Raw genomic sequence first — 14,641 nt, forward strand, 5'->3', positions numbered from 1 at the left:
CATCAAATACAACTACCAAATACAACGACTAAATACGAACCGATTGCCCCGCACTGATTTTGGTCAGCATAGTTTTACTGATTTTTTGAAGATCCATGACTTCATCCACCGCCCCTAACTGGATCGCGGCCCGTGGCATGCCAAATACGACACAACTTTTTTCGCTTTGGGCCAATGTGTAAGCCCCTGCCTGTTTCATTTCCAGCATGCCCGCAGCACCATCATTACCCATACCGGTTAAAATAACGCCTACCGCATTACGCCCGGCATACTTGGCAACGGAACGAAAGAGAACATCAACAGAAGGACGATGGCGATTAACTGGCTGGGCATGAGTTATCATGATTTGATAATTAGCGCCGCTGCGGCAAAGTTCCATATGACGATCGCCAGGTGCAATGTAGGCATGTCCCGGCAGGACACGTTCCCCATCCTCAGCTTCTTTTACCGTGATCTGACTCAGTTTATTAAGTCGTTGTGCAAAAGAACGGGTGAAACCCGCAGGCATATGTTGAGTAATTAATAAAGCCGGACTGGTGATCGGCAGGGGTTGCAGCAGGTTTTTGATTGCTTCTGTTCCTCCTGTCGATGCCCCTACTGCGATTAGTTTTTCACTGGATAATAGTGGCTTAAAATTCAATGGTGCTGTACTTACAGATATCGGTTCCACAGGACTGATTTTAGCCAGGGCTGCGGCACGGATTTTTTCGGCAATCAGTTCGCTATAAGCTAACATACCTTCACGGATACCCAATTGTGGCTTAGTCACAAAGTCCACCGCCCCCAGTTCCAATGCCTTCAATGTAATTTCCGAACCTTTTGCTGTCAGAGAAGAAACCATCACGACAGGCATAGGACGTAACCGCATCAATTTTTCCAGAAAATCAATGCCATCCATGCGCGGCATTTCAACATCCAATGTTAATACCTGCGGATTGTGTTTTTTGATTAAATCGCGGGCAACAAATGGATCCGGCGCACAGTCCACGACTTCCATATCAGGGTGACTATTGATAATTTCCCGCATGATTTGACGCATTAACGCCGAATCATCCACACAAAGAACAGTTATTTTATTCATGACCCCTCCTTGCCCGACCTACACCGTAAACGGTCTGCCCTTGCAAGTAGAACTCTCGGCTGATTTGAGTGACGTTTTCGGAATGCCCTGCAAAGAGCAAACCATCCGGTTTTAAGAAATTGACAAAACGACGCAAGATCCTTTCCTGTGTCTTTTTATCAAAATAAATCATGACATTACGGCAGAATATTGCATCAAATTTACCTTCGAGTGCCCAATCAGAATCGAGCAGGTTCAAATGCTGAAAACTCACCAATTCAGCAAGTAAAGGACGAACCCGTGCATATCCTGCAAAGCGACCAACCCCTTTGAAAAAATATTTTTTCTTTTGGCTTTCACTCAGATACTGTAATTCTTCCAGCCGATAAACACCCCGACTGGCTTTTTCCAGCACACTAGTATCAATATCACTGCCAATGATTTTTATCCGATTTGACCGATGCCCCAGTGCATCACACAAGGTCATTGCAATAGAATATGGCTCCTCTCCCGTTGAAGCGGCAGCGCTCCAAACGCGGTATGTCCCGCCATTTTTCCTGCTGGCATGTGCCGCCAAAATAGGAAAATGATGGGATTCCCTGAAAAATGCGGTGAGATTAGTGGTCAATGCATTAATGAAAGATTCCCATTCTTTACTGTGACTGTCTTGTTCCAAAATCGACAGATATTGACCGAAATCATTAAGTCCCAATAGACGAAGCCGCCTGACTAAACGGTTGTATACCATCTCACGCTTATTTTTTGCCAGTACTATGCCAGCCCGTTGATAGATAAACTGGCAGATGCGCTCAAATTGCGCATCCGATAAAGCATGTCGTTGAAGCATAAAGTTCAGCGACACAGTAGCATCAGTATCTGAAGCTATTGAATTGGCTTTCATCTGACCTCAGCGTAGTTGACTTACAACATGCTCATCAGTCATGTTTGATGTAGCGGTCGCTTGATGATCGTACTCATTTTCCAAACTGTCAGGCAGTTCAAATTGAGCAACAGTTTTTACCAACATGTCCGCCTTGTCTTCAAGGGCAGCTGCGGCTGCGGCAGATTGTTCCACTAACGCAGCATTTTGCTGTGTGACTTGATCCATCTGGCTAACGGCTTGAGCAACTTGATGAATACCACGGCTCTGCTCATCAGAGGCAGCAGCAATTTCAGCCATTAAATCAGTCACCTGGTTCACCGACCTAACCAACTCATCCATCGTCTGTCCCGCATTATTCACCAATTCTGAACCCTGGTTAACACGATGGACAGATTCATCGATTAACGTTTTGATTTCTTTCGCGGCTTCGGCACTACGTTGTGCCAAGTCACGTACTTCACCGGCTACGACAGAGAAGCCACGTCCCTGTTCGCCGGCACGTGCCGCTTCAACGGCAGCATTCAGTGCCAGGATATTGGTCTGGAAAGCAATGCCATCAATAACACTGATAATGGCGCTGATTTTCTTCGAACTTGTGGCAATTTCATCCATAGTTGCTACAACACTTGTGGTCAGCTCACCACCTTTTGAAGCAGTCTGGGAAGCAGATACCGCCAGTTCGCTGGCCTGACGCGCATTTTCTGCGTTCTGTTTAACGGTAACAGTCAACTCTTCCATACTGGCAGCCGTTTCTTCCAGTGATGCGGCCTGTTGCTCTGTACGTGAAGATAAGTCCGTATTACCCTGAGTGATCTCTTGAATGCCAGAATACATCTGGTTGGTATTCTCACGCACGGCAGCAATGGATTTGACTAATGATGCCTGCATGTCACGCAGTTTGCGGAAAATATCACCAATTTCATCATCGGTGAACACGGCAATTTCCTTATCCAAACGCCCTTCCGCTACATCCTGGAAGCAAGTTCTCATATTCGAAAACGGTCTGAGCAAGTTACGTTTCATCCACCAATTAGCTGCTATTGAAACAACAAATACCATCAAGACGGCGCCAAAAAACATAGCAATGGATACTTTGTAGTAAAATTTCCCCTCAGAAACTGCTGAGTTAATGTTAGCGCCGAGAAACTGCATATAGTTGTTAAATGCAATTTCCATCTTCCGCTGATAATCTTCTGTAGGTTGATCAAGGAAAGCCTGAAAATTACCTTCATAAAGATAAGTTTTTAGCTCTTTTAATGCGTTGATATATTCTTGATAAGAATGTTCAACCGCAGTTAATAAAGCTGCACCATGATCAGTTTGTTCCATCCGAGGTAGTGAACTAAATTTGGCAAAATTCCGGTCTGCGTCATTCATTGAACCTTTGAGTAACGCCTCCATTGACTCTATCTGCGTTTGTGACTGCCCCGCTCTCTGGGCTATTGCGATTTTGTTCAAAGTATTACGCGTTTGCAACAATGCCGACCAACTCAATCCAAGGGTATCTCTCCGTTGAGTTCCCAGATCAATTCTTTCGATATATGTCTGATCTGTATAAATTATTCCCAGAGATAAACCACTCGAAATAATTTGCAGAACACAAAACATCATCAGTAACAGATACAAACTGGTTGATATGCGGAGCTTGCCTAACATGTAATCACCTCGTTTAACGGCTGCATAATGCAGCCGTGGTTATCGCTATTATTTTTTTAGAATGTTTCCCAATTAGATGGGTCTTCCACATTGCTGTCTTTCTTCAGCATGGGAAGATTTGTTTTATTAGCTGGAGGAGTCGACGATTTTGTCGCCGATAAAACTTCATGTTTTCTTTTCTCAGGCTGCTTCCTTTCTGCCTGCTCCGGTAACTGAAACATCGCAACCGCTTTGGTCAATATCTTGGCCTGCTCTTCCAATGCCGCCGCAGCAGCAGCAGACTGCTCAACCAATGACGCATTTTGCTGTGTGACCCTATCCATTTCGGAAATAGCGACACCAACTTGCGTGATCCCTCTACTTTGTTCATCAGAAGCCGATGCAATTTCCCCCATAATGTCAGTCACACGGGTAACAGAATCGACAATTTTGTTCATGGTTTCGCCAGCACTTTCTACCTGCATGGAACCGGTATCTGTACGATTTACCGAGTCTTCGATTAACGCTTTGATCTCTTTAGCCGCTTCTGCACTGCGCTGTGCCAGATTACGCACTTCACCAGCAACCACGGCAAAACCACGGCCATGTTCACCGGCACGGGCAGCTTCCACAGCAGCGTTAAGGGCGAGAATATTGGTTTGGAAAGCAATGGCATCAATGACACCAGTGATATCAGAGATCTTACGAGAACTGTCCGCAATTTCATGCATGGTCTGAACGACATTAGCCACCACTTTACCTCCCTGACGGGCGATCTCAGAGGCGTTGTCAGCCAAGTTACTGGCTTGACGGGCATTATCAGCATTCTGTTTTACTGTCGCAGTCAACTGCTCCATACTGGCAGCCGTTTCTTCCAACGAAGCCACTTGTTGTTCAGTACGGGAAGAAAGATCGTTGTTACCCGCGGCAATTTCACTGGTGCCGGTATAGATGGTTTCGGTACTTTGATGAACACTTCTGACCGTATTGATCAGTTCTTCCTGCATGTGTCTCAAGCCAACGGCTAACATGCCCATTTCATTATTGCCAGTTACCGTGATCGCCTGAGTCAAGTCCCCTCTTGAGAAGGCCTTAATATTGTCCAACAGTTTGTGCAACGGATTGATCAGCGCTTTGCGTAAGCCAATCCAGCTTATCACCATGACCACAAACAGCAGGAGCATCACAAGGATCAACGAAACAACAACATTGCTGTAAGCTTTATCAGCTTCCTGTGACACCTGATCATAAAATTTTGCGCTCTGGGATAGATAAAAGTTAAATTCCGCATTAAACGCATTCTGATAATCCGTTGTTTTATGGAGAAAAAACTCTTCAAACTTGTTATGCGCTAGCATGTTATCTAACTCTTTAAGCGCATTAAGATAGTCATTATGGGTCTGTTTCAAACGTTGCAGGTGTTCTGAATCATAGAAAGACAATTTTTCAGTCTGTTCATATTTTTCGAAGAGCCGTTCGGCACGGGCAATATTAGCTTTGGCTTCTGCCAGAGCGTCATCAGTTTTATAACTACCTTCAACACCGCGATTTTTCATCATGTACATGATGCCAACACGGTTCAGGTTATTACGGGCTTGTAGCAGGTTAACCCAGCTCTCATCCAGATAGATTTGCTGCTCTCGCATTTTATCTATTAAGTCAAAGGCATCTATATCATTCTTCAACCCCTTGAAGAACAATCCCCCGGAGATAAGTTGCAAAGCACCAAACAATATGATGACTGAGATTAATCCCGTCACTATTTTCATTCGGTTAAACATAACTTCCCTTTTTTACTAAATTTCTATGCCGATTTTTAGAATTACAGATAGTTATCGGCACACTTAAAGGGAACTTTACGTATAATTCTAAAAATTGATTTTTTACGGCATTTTTTTGATCTAAAACAAAGGGGCTGCTGTTTTTTATTGCAATAGCCCCAAAATATCAATCTTTACATCAACCTTTGGCGACTGAATCAACTAATGCCATTTCTTCACTATTGAGAAGCTTTTCGATATCAACCAGAATCAGCATCCGCTCATCAATAGAACCCAGCCCCGTTAAATATTCTGTTGATAAAGTGACCGCAAATTCTGGTGCAGGACAAATCTGATCTTCTTTCAGGGACAGCACATCTGACACACCGTCAACCACAATCCCAACAACACGGTTAAGCAAATTCAGAACAATCACAACAGTATTGTCGTTATAGGTGACATCTTCCTGTGAGAATTTGATCCTCAAATCGATGATAGGAACGATCACCCCACGCAGGTTGGTGATCCCCTTTATAAAAGCAGGCGTGTTTGCAATGCGGGTAACTTGGTCATAACCGCGAATTTCCTGCACCTTTAATATCTCAATTCCATACTCTTCATCACCCAAGGTGAAAACCAGATATTCCTTTCCGGTCGTTTCCCCCGATAATTTATTAAATTCTTCTATGGCCGACATGATGTTACCTTTTAGTGTGAAATGTTTTGCGCTGTGCCAATTGTTCGTGGTTAAGTTTTTGCAAAGCAGGAATATCAATGATGAGCGCAACGCTACCATCCCCCATAATGGTGGCCGCCGAAATACCCGGTACTTTGCGGTAATTGCTCTCAATATTTTTAACAACAACTTGATGTTGCCCCACCAATTTATCCACCAGCAAGGCATAACGGCGTCCGGCACTCTGCACAATAACAGCAATGCCTTTCGTTGGATCAGTGATTCCATTAGGGATATCGAATATGCGATACAGTTCAAGCAGAGGCAAATATTCCCCACGTACCAGCAATAGTTTTTCATCACCCGCCAATGGATAAATATCTTCCTCTTGTGGTTGCAATGAACTCACTACGGCACTCAGTGGCAGGATGAAAACTTCCTCATTGACTCTGACTGACATGCCATCCAGTATCGCTAATGTTAGTGGCAGCAAAATGCGAATGAAAGTTCCCTTTCCTGCCTGGAAGTTAATCTGAATTTGCCCGCCCATATCCTGAATATTGCGTTTGACCACATCCATGCCAACACCACGCCCAGAAACATCAGTTACCACTTCTGCGGTAGAGAAGCCGGGGGCAAAAATCAGCATAGCCACTTCTTCGTTGCTCATATTTTCACTGACGCTTAAGCCCTGAGATTGTGCTTTTGCTAAGATCTTTTCACGGTTCAGACCCGCTCCATCATCAATAACTTCAATACAGATATTTCCACCTTGATGCTCAGCCGCCAGAGTCAAATTACCCGTCTCTGGTTTACCCGCTGCAAGGCGTTTTTCCGGACTTTCAATACCATGATCAAGACTGTTACGTACCAGGTGGGTTAGAGGATCGATAATCCGTTCAATTAAACTCTTATCCAGTTCTGTCGAACTGCCAATTAGTGTCAATTCCACTTTTTTATTGAGTTTTCCAGCCAAATCCCGCACCAAACGCGGGTAACGGCTAAAAACGTATTCCATCGGCATCATGCGAATTGACATGACAGATTCTTGCAGGTCACGGGAATTTCGCTGCAATTGGGCCATACAGCTCAGCAATTCACTGTGTTTGGTCGGTTCCAAACCGTTACAATGTTGGGCCAGCATAGATTGGGTAATGACCAATTCACCCACTAAATTGATAAGCTGATCAACTTTTTCTACGGCAACACGAATACTGGATGATTCCGCACGTTGACGTGGCGATCCCGCCGCCGGGCGGGGCGCCGGACGCCCAACCTCACGTACATCTGCTTTTTTCGGAGCATCAGTCGGCTGTGGATTATTTGTAATTGTCGTATTTATTGCTGTGGTAGTATCTTTTACTGTATTGCTGTCTGTTGTACTATTTTCTACCGTAGTTTTTACCGTATCCGTTTTTACTATGGCATCTACAACATCACCTTTTGCTACTGCTGCATCTTGTTCTGTTTCAGTGTCCGCGCCTTCTGACTGAGACTCATTTGTTGGTAAAAAAGTGATTTGCTCTGGCTCAATGACAAAACACAAGACAGCCGTAATATCATCTTCTGTCGCAGATGTGATCAATGAGGCTTCAAGGCTATTGGTAGTCTGTTCTACATCATAAATCTCACCAAGATGCCCCAATTCATCCTTCATTAAACTGACTTCGCGTTCTTTCAATCCAGATAAATGAACACGGATCTGTCCATGATTGGATTTGTCTGCTGAAGTATGCCTCTCCTCCGGCTGATTTTCTTCGGACTGAACCGATGCTACTGCCTGTTTTTCCTCAACTTCATTTACAACCTCTTCCGTGACAAGTTCAGCCTGAATCTCAGGTGTTGCTGCAGAAAATTCTTTTTCCTGATGTCCTTGTTGTAGTTCTAATGCAAGCTGACGCAGTGTCTCGCAGATATAATTGAATGTGTCTTCATCCGGCTCCTGAGAACTTTTATAGGCATCCAATTGTTGCTGCATAATATCTTTCGCTTCTAAAAACAGGTTGATAATGTCAATAGTCAAACGTATTTCATCACGTCTGGCGCTATCGAGCAGATTTTCCAAAACATGCGTGGTCTGTTGCAGCTTGGTAAAACCAAAAGTCGCAGCGCCCCCCTTAATGGAGTGGGCGCTGCGAAATATTGCGTTTAACTGCTCATGATCAGGCTCATCGGCATCAAGCAACAATAAATGCTGCTCCATATCAGCCAATAATTCATCTGCTTCATCAAAGAAAGTTTGATAAAACGCGGTAATATCCATCGTTACTTACTCTGTCATCTGATTATCACTCGGCGGTTCAGCCGATGGCTGTTCCGATTTTGTGATTTCATGTTTTATGATCACATGGGATTGTTCGGTGGGTTGCTGAGCAGCCGCTCCCTCATTTGAATCCATTCTGATGACTTCTTGCATATCCATACTATTGTTAGCGGTCATGGCGTTACCGCCACTGTTTTCCTGCTCAATCCTTTTTTCTGCATCTTTATTTAGTACAATAATGCTGATACGACGGTTAACCGGCGCATTAGGATCGATATCTTTCTGCATACTAACAGTAGATGCCATACCCACAACTCGCAGGACTTTGGCTCCATCCAGACCACCTATCAGCAATTCGCGCCTTGATGCATTGGCACGATCGGAAGAAAGCTCCCAGTTACTGTAACCCCGCTGACCGTTAGCATACTGTAAATTATCGGTATGACCAGAAAGACTGATTTTGTTTGGAATATCGTTCAAGATCGGCGCAATTGCCCGCAAGATATCGCTCATATAACTTTCGACTTTCGAACTGCCAATCATGAACATCGGGCGATTTTCTCGATCGATAATCTGAATACGTAAACCTTCATCCATCATGTCAATCAATAGATGAGGACGCAGCTCTTTAAGGCGAGGATCGGTAATAATCAATTGGTCGAGTTGCTGACGTAACCGATTTAAGCGGCGAGTTTCTTCTTTAGCTTCAACTAGATTAGATTGACGGAAAACTTCCCCATCCTGTTGGAAAATATCATCCCCTCCCCCAGGGATCGGGTTGGTGCTATCGCTGCTTTTCTGTCCCTGATTAATCGCTACTTTTAAAGGAGTGCGGAAATACTCAGCAATGCTAGTCAATTCCTGCGGACTGGCTATCGATATCAACCACATAACCAGAAAGAATGCCATCATTGCAGTCATAAAATCAGCATAAGCAATCTTCCATGATCCGCCGACATGGTTCGAATCATGTTTTTTACGCTTCTTTATTCTGACGACAGAAACATTATTCGCTCTCATAATTATTCTTCAACTTCTTGTTGTACAGGGGATTTAACCCGACGAACATGTTCTTCCAGTTCTGTGAATGAAGGACGATCTGTGAGGAATAACGTTTTACGACCGAATTCAACTGCAATTTGTGGCGCATAACCATGCAAACTGGAAAGCAGTGTCACTTTGATGCATTGCATCATTTTGACCTGCTCACTGCTGCGTTGACGAAGGAGTGTTGCCAGAGGGGAAACGAAACCATAAGACAATAAGATCCCAAGGAATGTTCCCACCATCGCATGTGCGATCAGCACACCTAATTCTCCTGCCGGACGATCCGCAGATCCCAATGCATGAACGACGCCCATGACAGCCGCAACAATCCCGAATGCAGGCAGTGAATCCCCAACAACCGCCAAACTCGTCGCTGGTACTTCACTTTCTTGTTCATAAGTCTCAATTTCTTCATCCATCAAGGCTTCAATTTCATGAGGATTCATGTTACCGCTGATGATCAGGCGCATATAATCAGTAATAAAATCCATCAAATACTGATCTTTTAACAAACGAGGATATTGGGTGAAAATGTCGCTTTGATGTGGATTTTCAATATCTCGCTCCAAAGCCAGCAGCCCATGCTGGCGAGATTTGGACAACAGACGAAACTGCAACGCCATAAGATCCATATACATCGCCTTGTTGTATTTTGATCTGCGCAATACTTTTGGTAAAACACGCAGTGTTGCCTTTATCGCCTTGCCATTATTGCCCACGATAAAAGCGCCAATTCCCGCACCTGCAATAATCAAAAATTCCGCTGGCTGATAAAGTGCGCCCATGTGACCACCGACAAGTAGGTAGCCACCAATTACCGCACCAAAAACCACGATATATCCTAAAAGTACTAACACGCGATATCCTTTAGCTAAGTTGGTGAGCAGATGGGATCTGAACAGAGAGAATCGATAAATGAAGAAGAGTGCGACGACAGGTTACAGAGTTTATAATCAAACCTGTAACCTGAATTTTACTTTCCCATTTAAATTCACACAGCTTGCTGAGCAAATCCATCCAGCAGTTGTGAATTAGTATCGGCAGGTTGAGAGGAAAGTTTACGTTTTTTTACTGCCCGTGAAGGGGGCTGACAAAGACTACAAACAAAGCTATTTACCGGCTGGTGAGCGTGTGTGATAAAAGTTCCACCACAGCAGCGACATTGTGTTGGCTGTAACATCCCACTGTCAACAAAACGAACCAATGTCCAAGCTCTGGTTAATGCCAGAACAGGCCCTTCTTCATTCGCCGGAGGACATTGCTCAAGATATAAACGATAAGCTTTGACAACAGCCTCTACGCCTTCACAATGTCCACTTTTCAACAGAAAACGGTAAGCATTGTAGAACATTGACGAATGAATATTCTGTTCCCAAGTCATAAACCAATCCGTCGAAAAGGGGAGCATCCCTTTAGGCGGAGGGCTTCCCCGCAACTCTTTGTACAATCGGATCAAGCGGCCTCTACTTAGTTGGGTTTCACTTTCAAGCATCTGCAATCGCGCGCCTAAAGTGATGAGTTCCATTGCCAGCTGAATATCTTTCGCTTCCTGAACAATACTTTTTTCAACCATCTTTACGCTCTTTTCTTGATTGAGGTGTCATCCTGGGCGGATAACTGCTGAAAAAGATGAGTAGACAGTAAGATACCTGTATGAATTTGTTGCAGATCGTCCACCCGCGATTCTTTAGTTAACTGCTGTACGGTTTCGTGGTCTTCAAACCGAAAATGGCAAATCAGTTGGTTTGTTTCAGCTAATTTTACTAACTGAGGCAATGTCAGCTCGGCCAACGTATCAGCCATCGATTCACTAATACCTAAACGGAACATCGCAGATGCTTTCTCATGGTTAATTAGCCGTTGTGCCAAAAGCAAATACGATAAATTTATGTCATAAATATGTTTGAGCAATTCAGCCGTACTCATTTCTATATATCCCGTCCGATTACATGAAAAAATCAAATTAAGTGATCAAAGAATCACTCACGACAAAATTACCAGTAGCATGAGATTCAATAATCTCCGACATAACTGAAATATACATCTTTAGCCAGAGCAGTAACTGTCCTTTGTATTACTCTTGGGATCGCCCAATTTCTAAAATATTTCGGTAATGGGTTGTAAAAGTATTATTGCGTCATCTGGGTAATGCACTTGCCACAATTGATTAAGAATATTCTTAATGCTAATTAACTTTACTCCTGAATCATCAACTTATACAACGGAGAATATATGTCATTTTAAATACTATGTGATCCTGATCACAAAACTGGTGCTTTTTATTATGATTCTAGCTCATTAACTATTCAAGCAAAAAAAAACGAGAAATAGTCTACAATTAATAAGTTAAATTATTTAAATAAAAATATTAGACAGTGTTTTTGGTTTTATACGATCTATTAAACTTATAAATCCAAAATAACGATAAAAAATCTTTCCTTTAGTTAAATTATCAATATTCTAATAAAATTTGCTTCTTGATAATGCAGGTAGGTACTCATCTTCCACTATAACTTGATTTAGATCATAGTCATGCCAAATTTATTAATTAAATGTGAATACTAGTTATTGAAAAGCTATCAGTATGATCATTTTTAGTTTATAATCGCAGCATTTTCAAACAGAAGAGAAAATACACACTCCCCCACTTTGAGCACAAACATCACACAGATCACAAAAATAAGATAAAATACAGTATGATATTGAAATAAAAAAACATCTGCATCTTCACACCCTGTAAACTCAACTAGCAAGACTTTGCTAATTAAACAAAATTCAATCCCCTCTGCAATCTATCAAGGATATTTTCCACCATCATAATCAATAAATTTTTCTAAACAAAATAAATACATACACCGCCTGCTTGTGACATAAATTTAACTAAGAGTCCCTTGCTGATTATTTCCCCTCTTTAGCTAGCTCACACGCACAATAAATAAATAAAATTAATCAATTATTTTCACGCCCACAGCGAAAATGATAAGAATGATAAATGTTTTATAAGGCTTTTCAGCGCGGGCAAATCCGCAGTTAAATTCTCAAACAAGGTAATTTATTGACCAAAAATTAATTTGCTTAAATAACAAAAAATATAAATATAAAATAATCCCCAAATGCAAATTTGGCAACAACATATTATCACATAAAACCTAATTAAAAGACGAATAAAGAATTAGAACAAAACAAATAAAACCATATGTAAAAACAGATATAAAAAAGCAATTCATCCTATTTAACTTTGAAAATAAATAGAAATAGATAGATTAATTGAGCGTTTCAAATAAAAAAAATAACAGGTAAATGTAACGCTATTGTTTCCTTAAATTCATTTGTGTTGTGGTAGGTAGTTCGTTTTTAAAGAATAACACCAAGACCTGTTCTAAATATCTGCAAAAGTTCGCCATGATGAGAGTCATAATGTCATATATTCCGTATGAATTACTCTCTTAACCCACACAGAATAAGATATTATTTAATGAGAATTATTTACAACCATCCACCAAATCGATGAATGTAAAACCGCTTCATCATGTGAGCAATGATACAGTAGCTTATTAATGTCCCAATTAACCATGGAAAATATTCCCACGGTAGTGGTTGTAACCCAATTAGGGTACCAAATGCGGAGAACTGAATGTAAACACAAGTACCATTATTAGTATCGTTAATAAAACAGGGAGCGCTGCCGTACTTTGCACAAAAGAATTTTTGTGTGCACAACATATGTACAACCAAGGTCTGTGATAGCTATCCTTCCACAAACTACCCCGATTGAAATAATGCTTGATGTTCTATACTGTTAGCTGCAAATACATACCACATCACAGCGAAAGTCGTGATGTCGAAGATAGATGACGTAGAACCAATCCAGAGCATAAAACGCCCTATATTCTTTGCATCCCATTACGGTTTTTTTTCAAAAACGCCTTATCCATTTTGTCCCACGGCAAAGACAATTAAGAAATATCGTACATTAGGTTTTGTACAAGCAAATGAATGGCTAACATCGGTAAAAATGGAATAAATGCACTGGCAACTAATACAGAAAATACATTTCCAAAATTTGAACTAGCCGTCATATTTAAATACTTGATGATATTCCCAAACGTTTCCCTTCCCTTAATTACTCCCTCTTCTAAAATCATCAAATTCTTCTCAAGCAGGATGATATCTGCTGATTCTTTTGCGATATCCGTCCCTGTATCAACTGAAATTCCAACATCGGCATCCCGTAATACTGGGGCATCATTTATTCCATCACCAAGAAAACCAACAGTATGTCCATTATTTTGCAATGATTTTAAAATGCATGATTTTTGCAGAGAGGTTAACTTACAAAAGACTGATCTTAATTCCACTTCTTTTGAAAGGTTTTCATCACTCATTAGTTCAACATCAGGGCCAATAAGAATATTTCCAGAATCTAAATCCACATCTCGGCAAATTTTAGCCGTAACAACAGGATTATCTCCGGTAACCACCTTAATTAAAACACCATTTTCCCTTAATGCTGCAATTGCCATTGCAGCACTTTCTTTTGTTGGATCTAAAAATGTTAATAAACCCTGTAGCACCATCTCCTTTTCATCTGCAACAAAAAGTGGGTGTTTCACTTCATCGTGACTTAACTCCCGAGTCGCTAAGATTAACACTCTGAAACCTTGTTCGTTATAACTGCTAACTAATTCCATTACATTGTTGCGGCTTTCTTCAGTTAGAGAAATAATTTTCTCTTTTATCCTTATATAGGAGCAAACTGATAGCATTTCCTCTGCGACTCCTTTGCAAACTAATTGATAGTTATTAGACAAATTCTGTATAGAAATTGACAATCTGCGTCTAACAAAATCAAAAGGTAACTCATCAATTTTTCTGTAGCTGCGGAGGAAATCAAGGCCTGAATTATCGCATCTATACCTAACAATGGCTTGATCCATTACGTTTTTGGTGTCACTTTGATGAAAACTGTTTAACCAAGCCCAATGGAATACAGAAGCATCTTCCTTGCCTTCTGTATCTAAATAGTACTGGAGAATAATTTTATCTTGCGTTAACGTTCCTGTTTTGTCCGTACATAATATGTCCATTGCACCAAAGTAAGTGTGCTGTCTTGGCACTCACATGAGCCATCGTGTCATATTTTCCGACAGGGATCGCTTCCGCCGTCAAAATTGCCTGGCTGATAAATAAATCTCTGGAATCGGTTAAGTACAGATCTGCTGGGATCATGTCTCCGGCAGATAAATAAACAATATCTCCCGGAACCAAGTACTTGATTGGAATTTCTTTTTTCTGTGAATTACTTACTCCATAGGCA

Annotated in this window: 10 protein-coding genes and 1 pseudogene; all 11 read right to left on the minus strand. The window is 41.7% G+C overall.

Annotated elements, in window-relative coordinates; all coding sequences use genetic code 11:
* Positions 1-28: 28 nt before the first annotated feature.
* On the minus strand, positions 29-1,081 hold the full coding sequence (locus BDE27_RS08590; protein ID WP_099131244.1) for a protein-glutamate methylesterase/protein-glutamine glutaminase: 1,053 nt from the start codon (positions 1,079-1,081) through the stop codon (positions 29-31).
* Positions 1,074-1,961 carry a protein-glutamate O-methyltransferase CheR gene (cheR, locus tag BDE27_RS08595; RefSeq protein WP_099131245.1) on the minus strand — a complete coding sequence of 296 codons (888 nt, stop codon included), beginning with the start codon at positions 1,959-1,961 and terminating at the stop codon, positions 1,074-1,076. Before cheR ends, BDE27_RS08590 begins: the two co-directional genes overlap by 8 nt.
* Positions 1,962-1,967: 6 nt before the next feature.
* The gene (locus tag BDE27_RS08600) at positions 1,968-3,599 is read right to left on the minus strand and encodes a methyl-accepting chemotaxis protein (RefSeq protein WP_099131246.1); all 1,632 of its coding nucleotides are present in this window, start codon (positions 3,597-3,599) and stop codon (positions 1,968-1,970) included.
* Between the two features lie 56 nt (positions 3,600-3,655).
* A complete protein-coding gene (locus BDE27_RS08605; RefSeq protein ID WP_099131247.1) occupies positions 3,656-5,359 on the minus strand; it encodes a methyl-accepting chemotaxis protein in 1,704 nt (567 codons plus the stop codon).
* A gap of 178 nt (positions 5,360-5,537) precedes the next feature.
* Entirely contained in the window at positions 5,538-6,035 is a 498-nt protein-coding gene (cheW, locus tag BDE27_RS08610; RefSeq protein WP_074019720.1) for a chemotaxis protein CheW, read from the minus strand.
* A 4-nt stretch (positions 6,036-6,039) separates the two neighbouring features.
* A complete protein-coding gene (gene cheA, locus BDE27_RS08615) occupies positions 6,040-8,277 on the minus strand; it encodes a chemotaxis protein CheA (protein WP_099131248.1) in 2,238 nt (745 codons plus the stop codon).
* A gap of 6 nt (positions 8,278-8,283) precedes the next feature.
* Positions 8,284-9,297 carry a flagellar motor protein MotB gene (gene motB / locus BDE27_RS08620; RefSeq protein WP_099131249.1) on the minus strand — a complete coding sequence of 338 codons (1,014 nt, stop codon included), beginning with the start codon at positions 9,295-9,297 and terminating at the stop codon, positions 8,284-8,286.
* Positions 9,298-9,299: 2 nt separating this feature from the next.
* Positions 9,300-10,181: a flagellar motor stator protein MotA gene (motA, locus tag BDE27_RS08625; protein WP_099131250.1), complete on the minus strand. Its 882-nt coding sequence runs from the start codon at positions 10,179-10,181 to the stop codon at positions 9,300-9,302.
* Between the two features lie 134 nt (positions 10,182-10,315).
* Positions 10,316-10,897, minus strand: a complete 582-nt coding sequence (gene flhC / locus BDE27_RS08630) for a flagellar transcriptional regulator FlhC (RefSeq protein ID WP_099131251.1) — start codon at positions 10,895-10,897, stop codon at positions 10,316-10,318.
* Positions 10,898-10,899: 2 nt separating this feature from the next.
* Positions 10,900-11,250: a flagellar transcriptional regulator FlhD gene (gene flhD, locus BDE27_RS08635; protein ID WP_074019618.1), complete on the minus strand. Its 351-nt coding sequence runs from the start codon at positions 11,248-11,250 to the stop codon at positions 10,900-10,902.
* 1,560 nt (positions 11,251-12,810) lie between these two features.
* Positions 12,811-14,622 (minus strand): annotated as a pseudogene (gene mgtA / locus BDE27_RS08640) (magnesium-translocating P-type ATPase); the annotation flags it as partial.
* Positions 14,623-14,641 lie beyond the last annotated feature (19 nt).

Origin of the sequence: Xenorhabdus ehlersii (genome assembly GCF_003610465.1) — a bacterium.
In the GTDB taxonomy this organism is placed as follows: domain Bacteria; phylum Pseudomonadota; class Gammaproteobacteria; order Enterobacterales; family Enterobacteriaceae; genus Xenorhabdus; species Xenorhabdus ehlersii.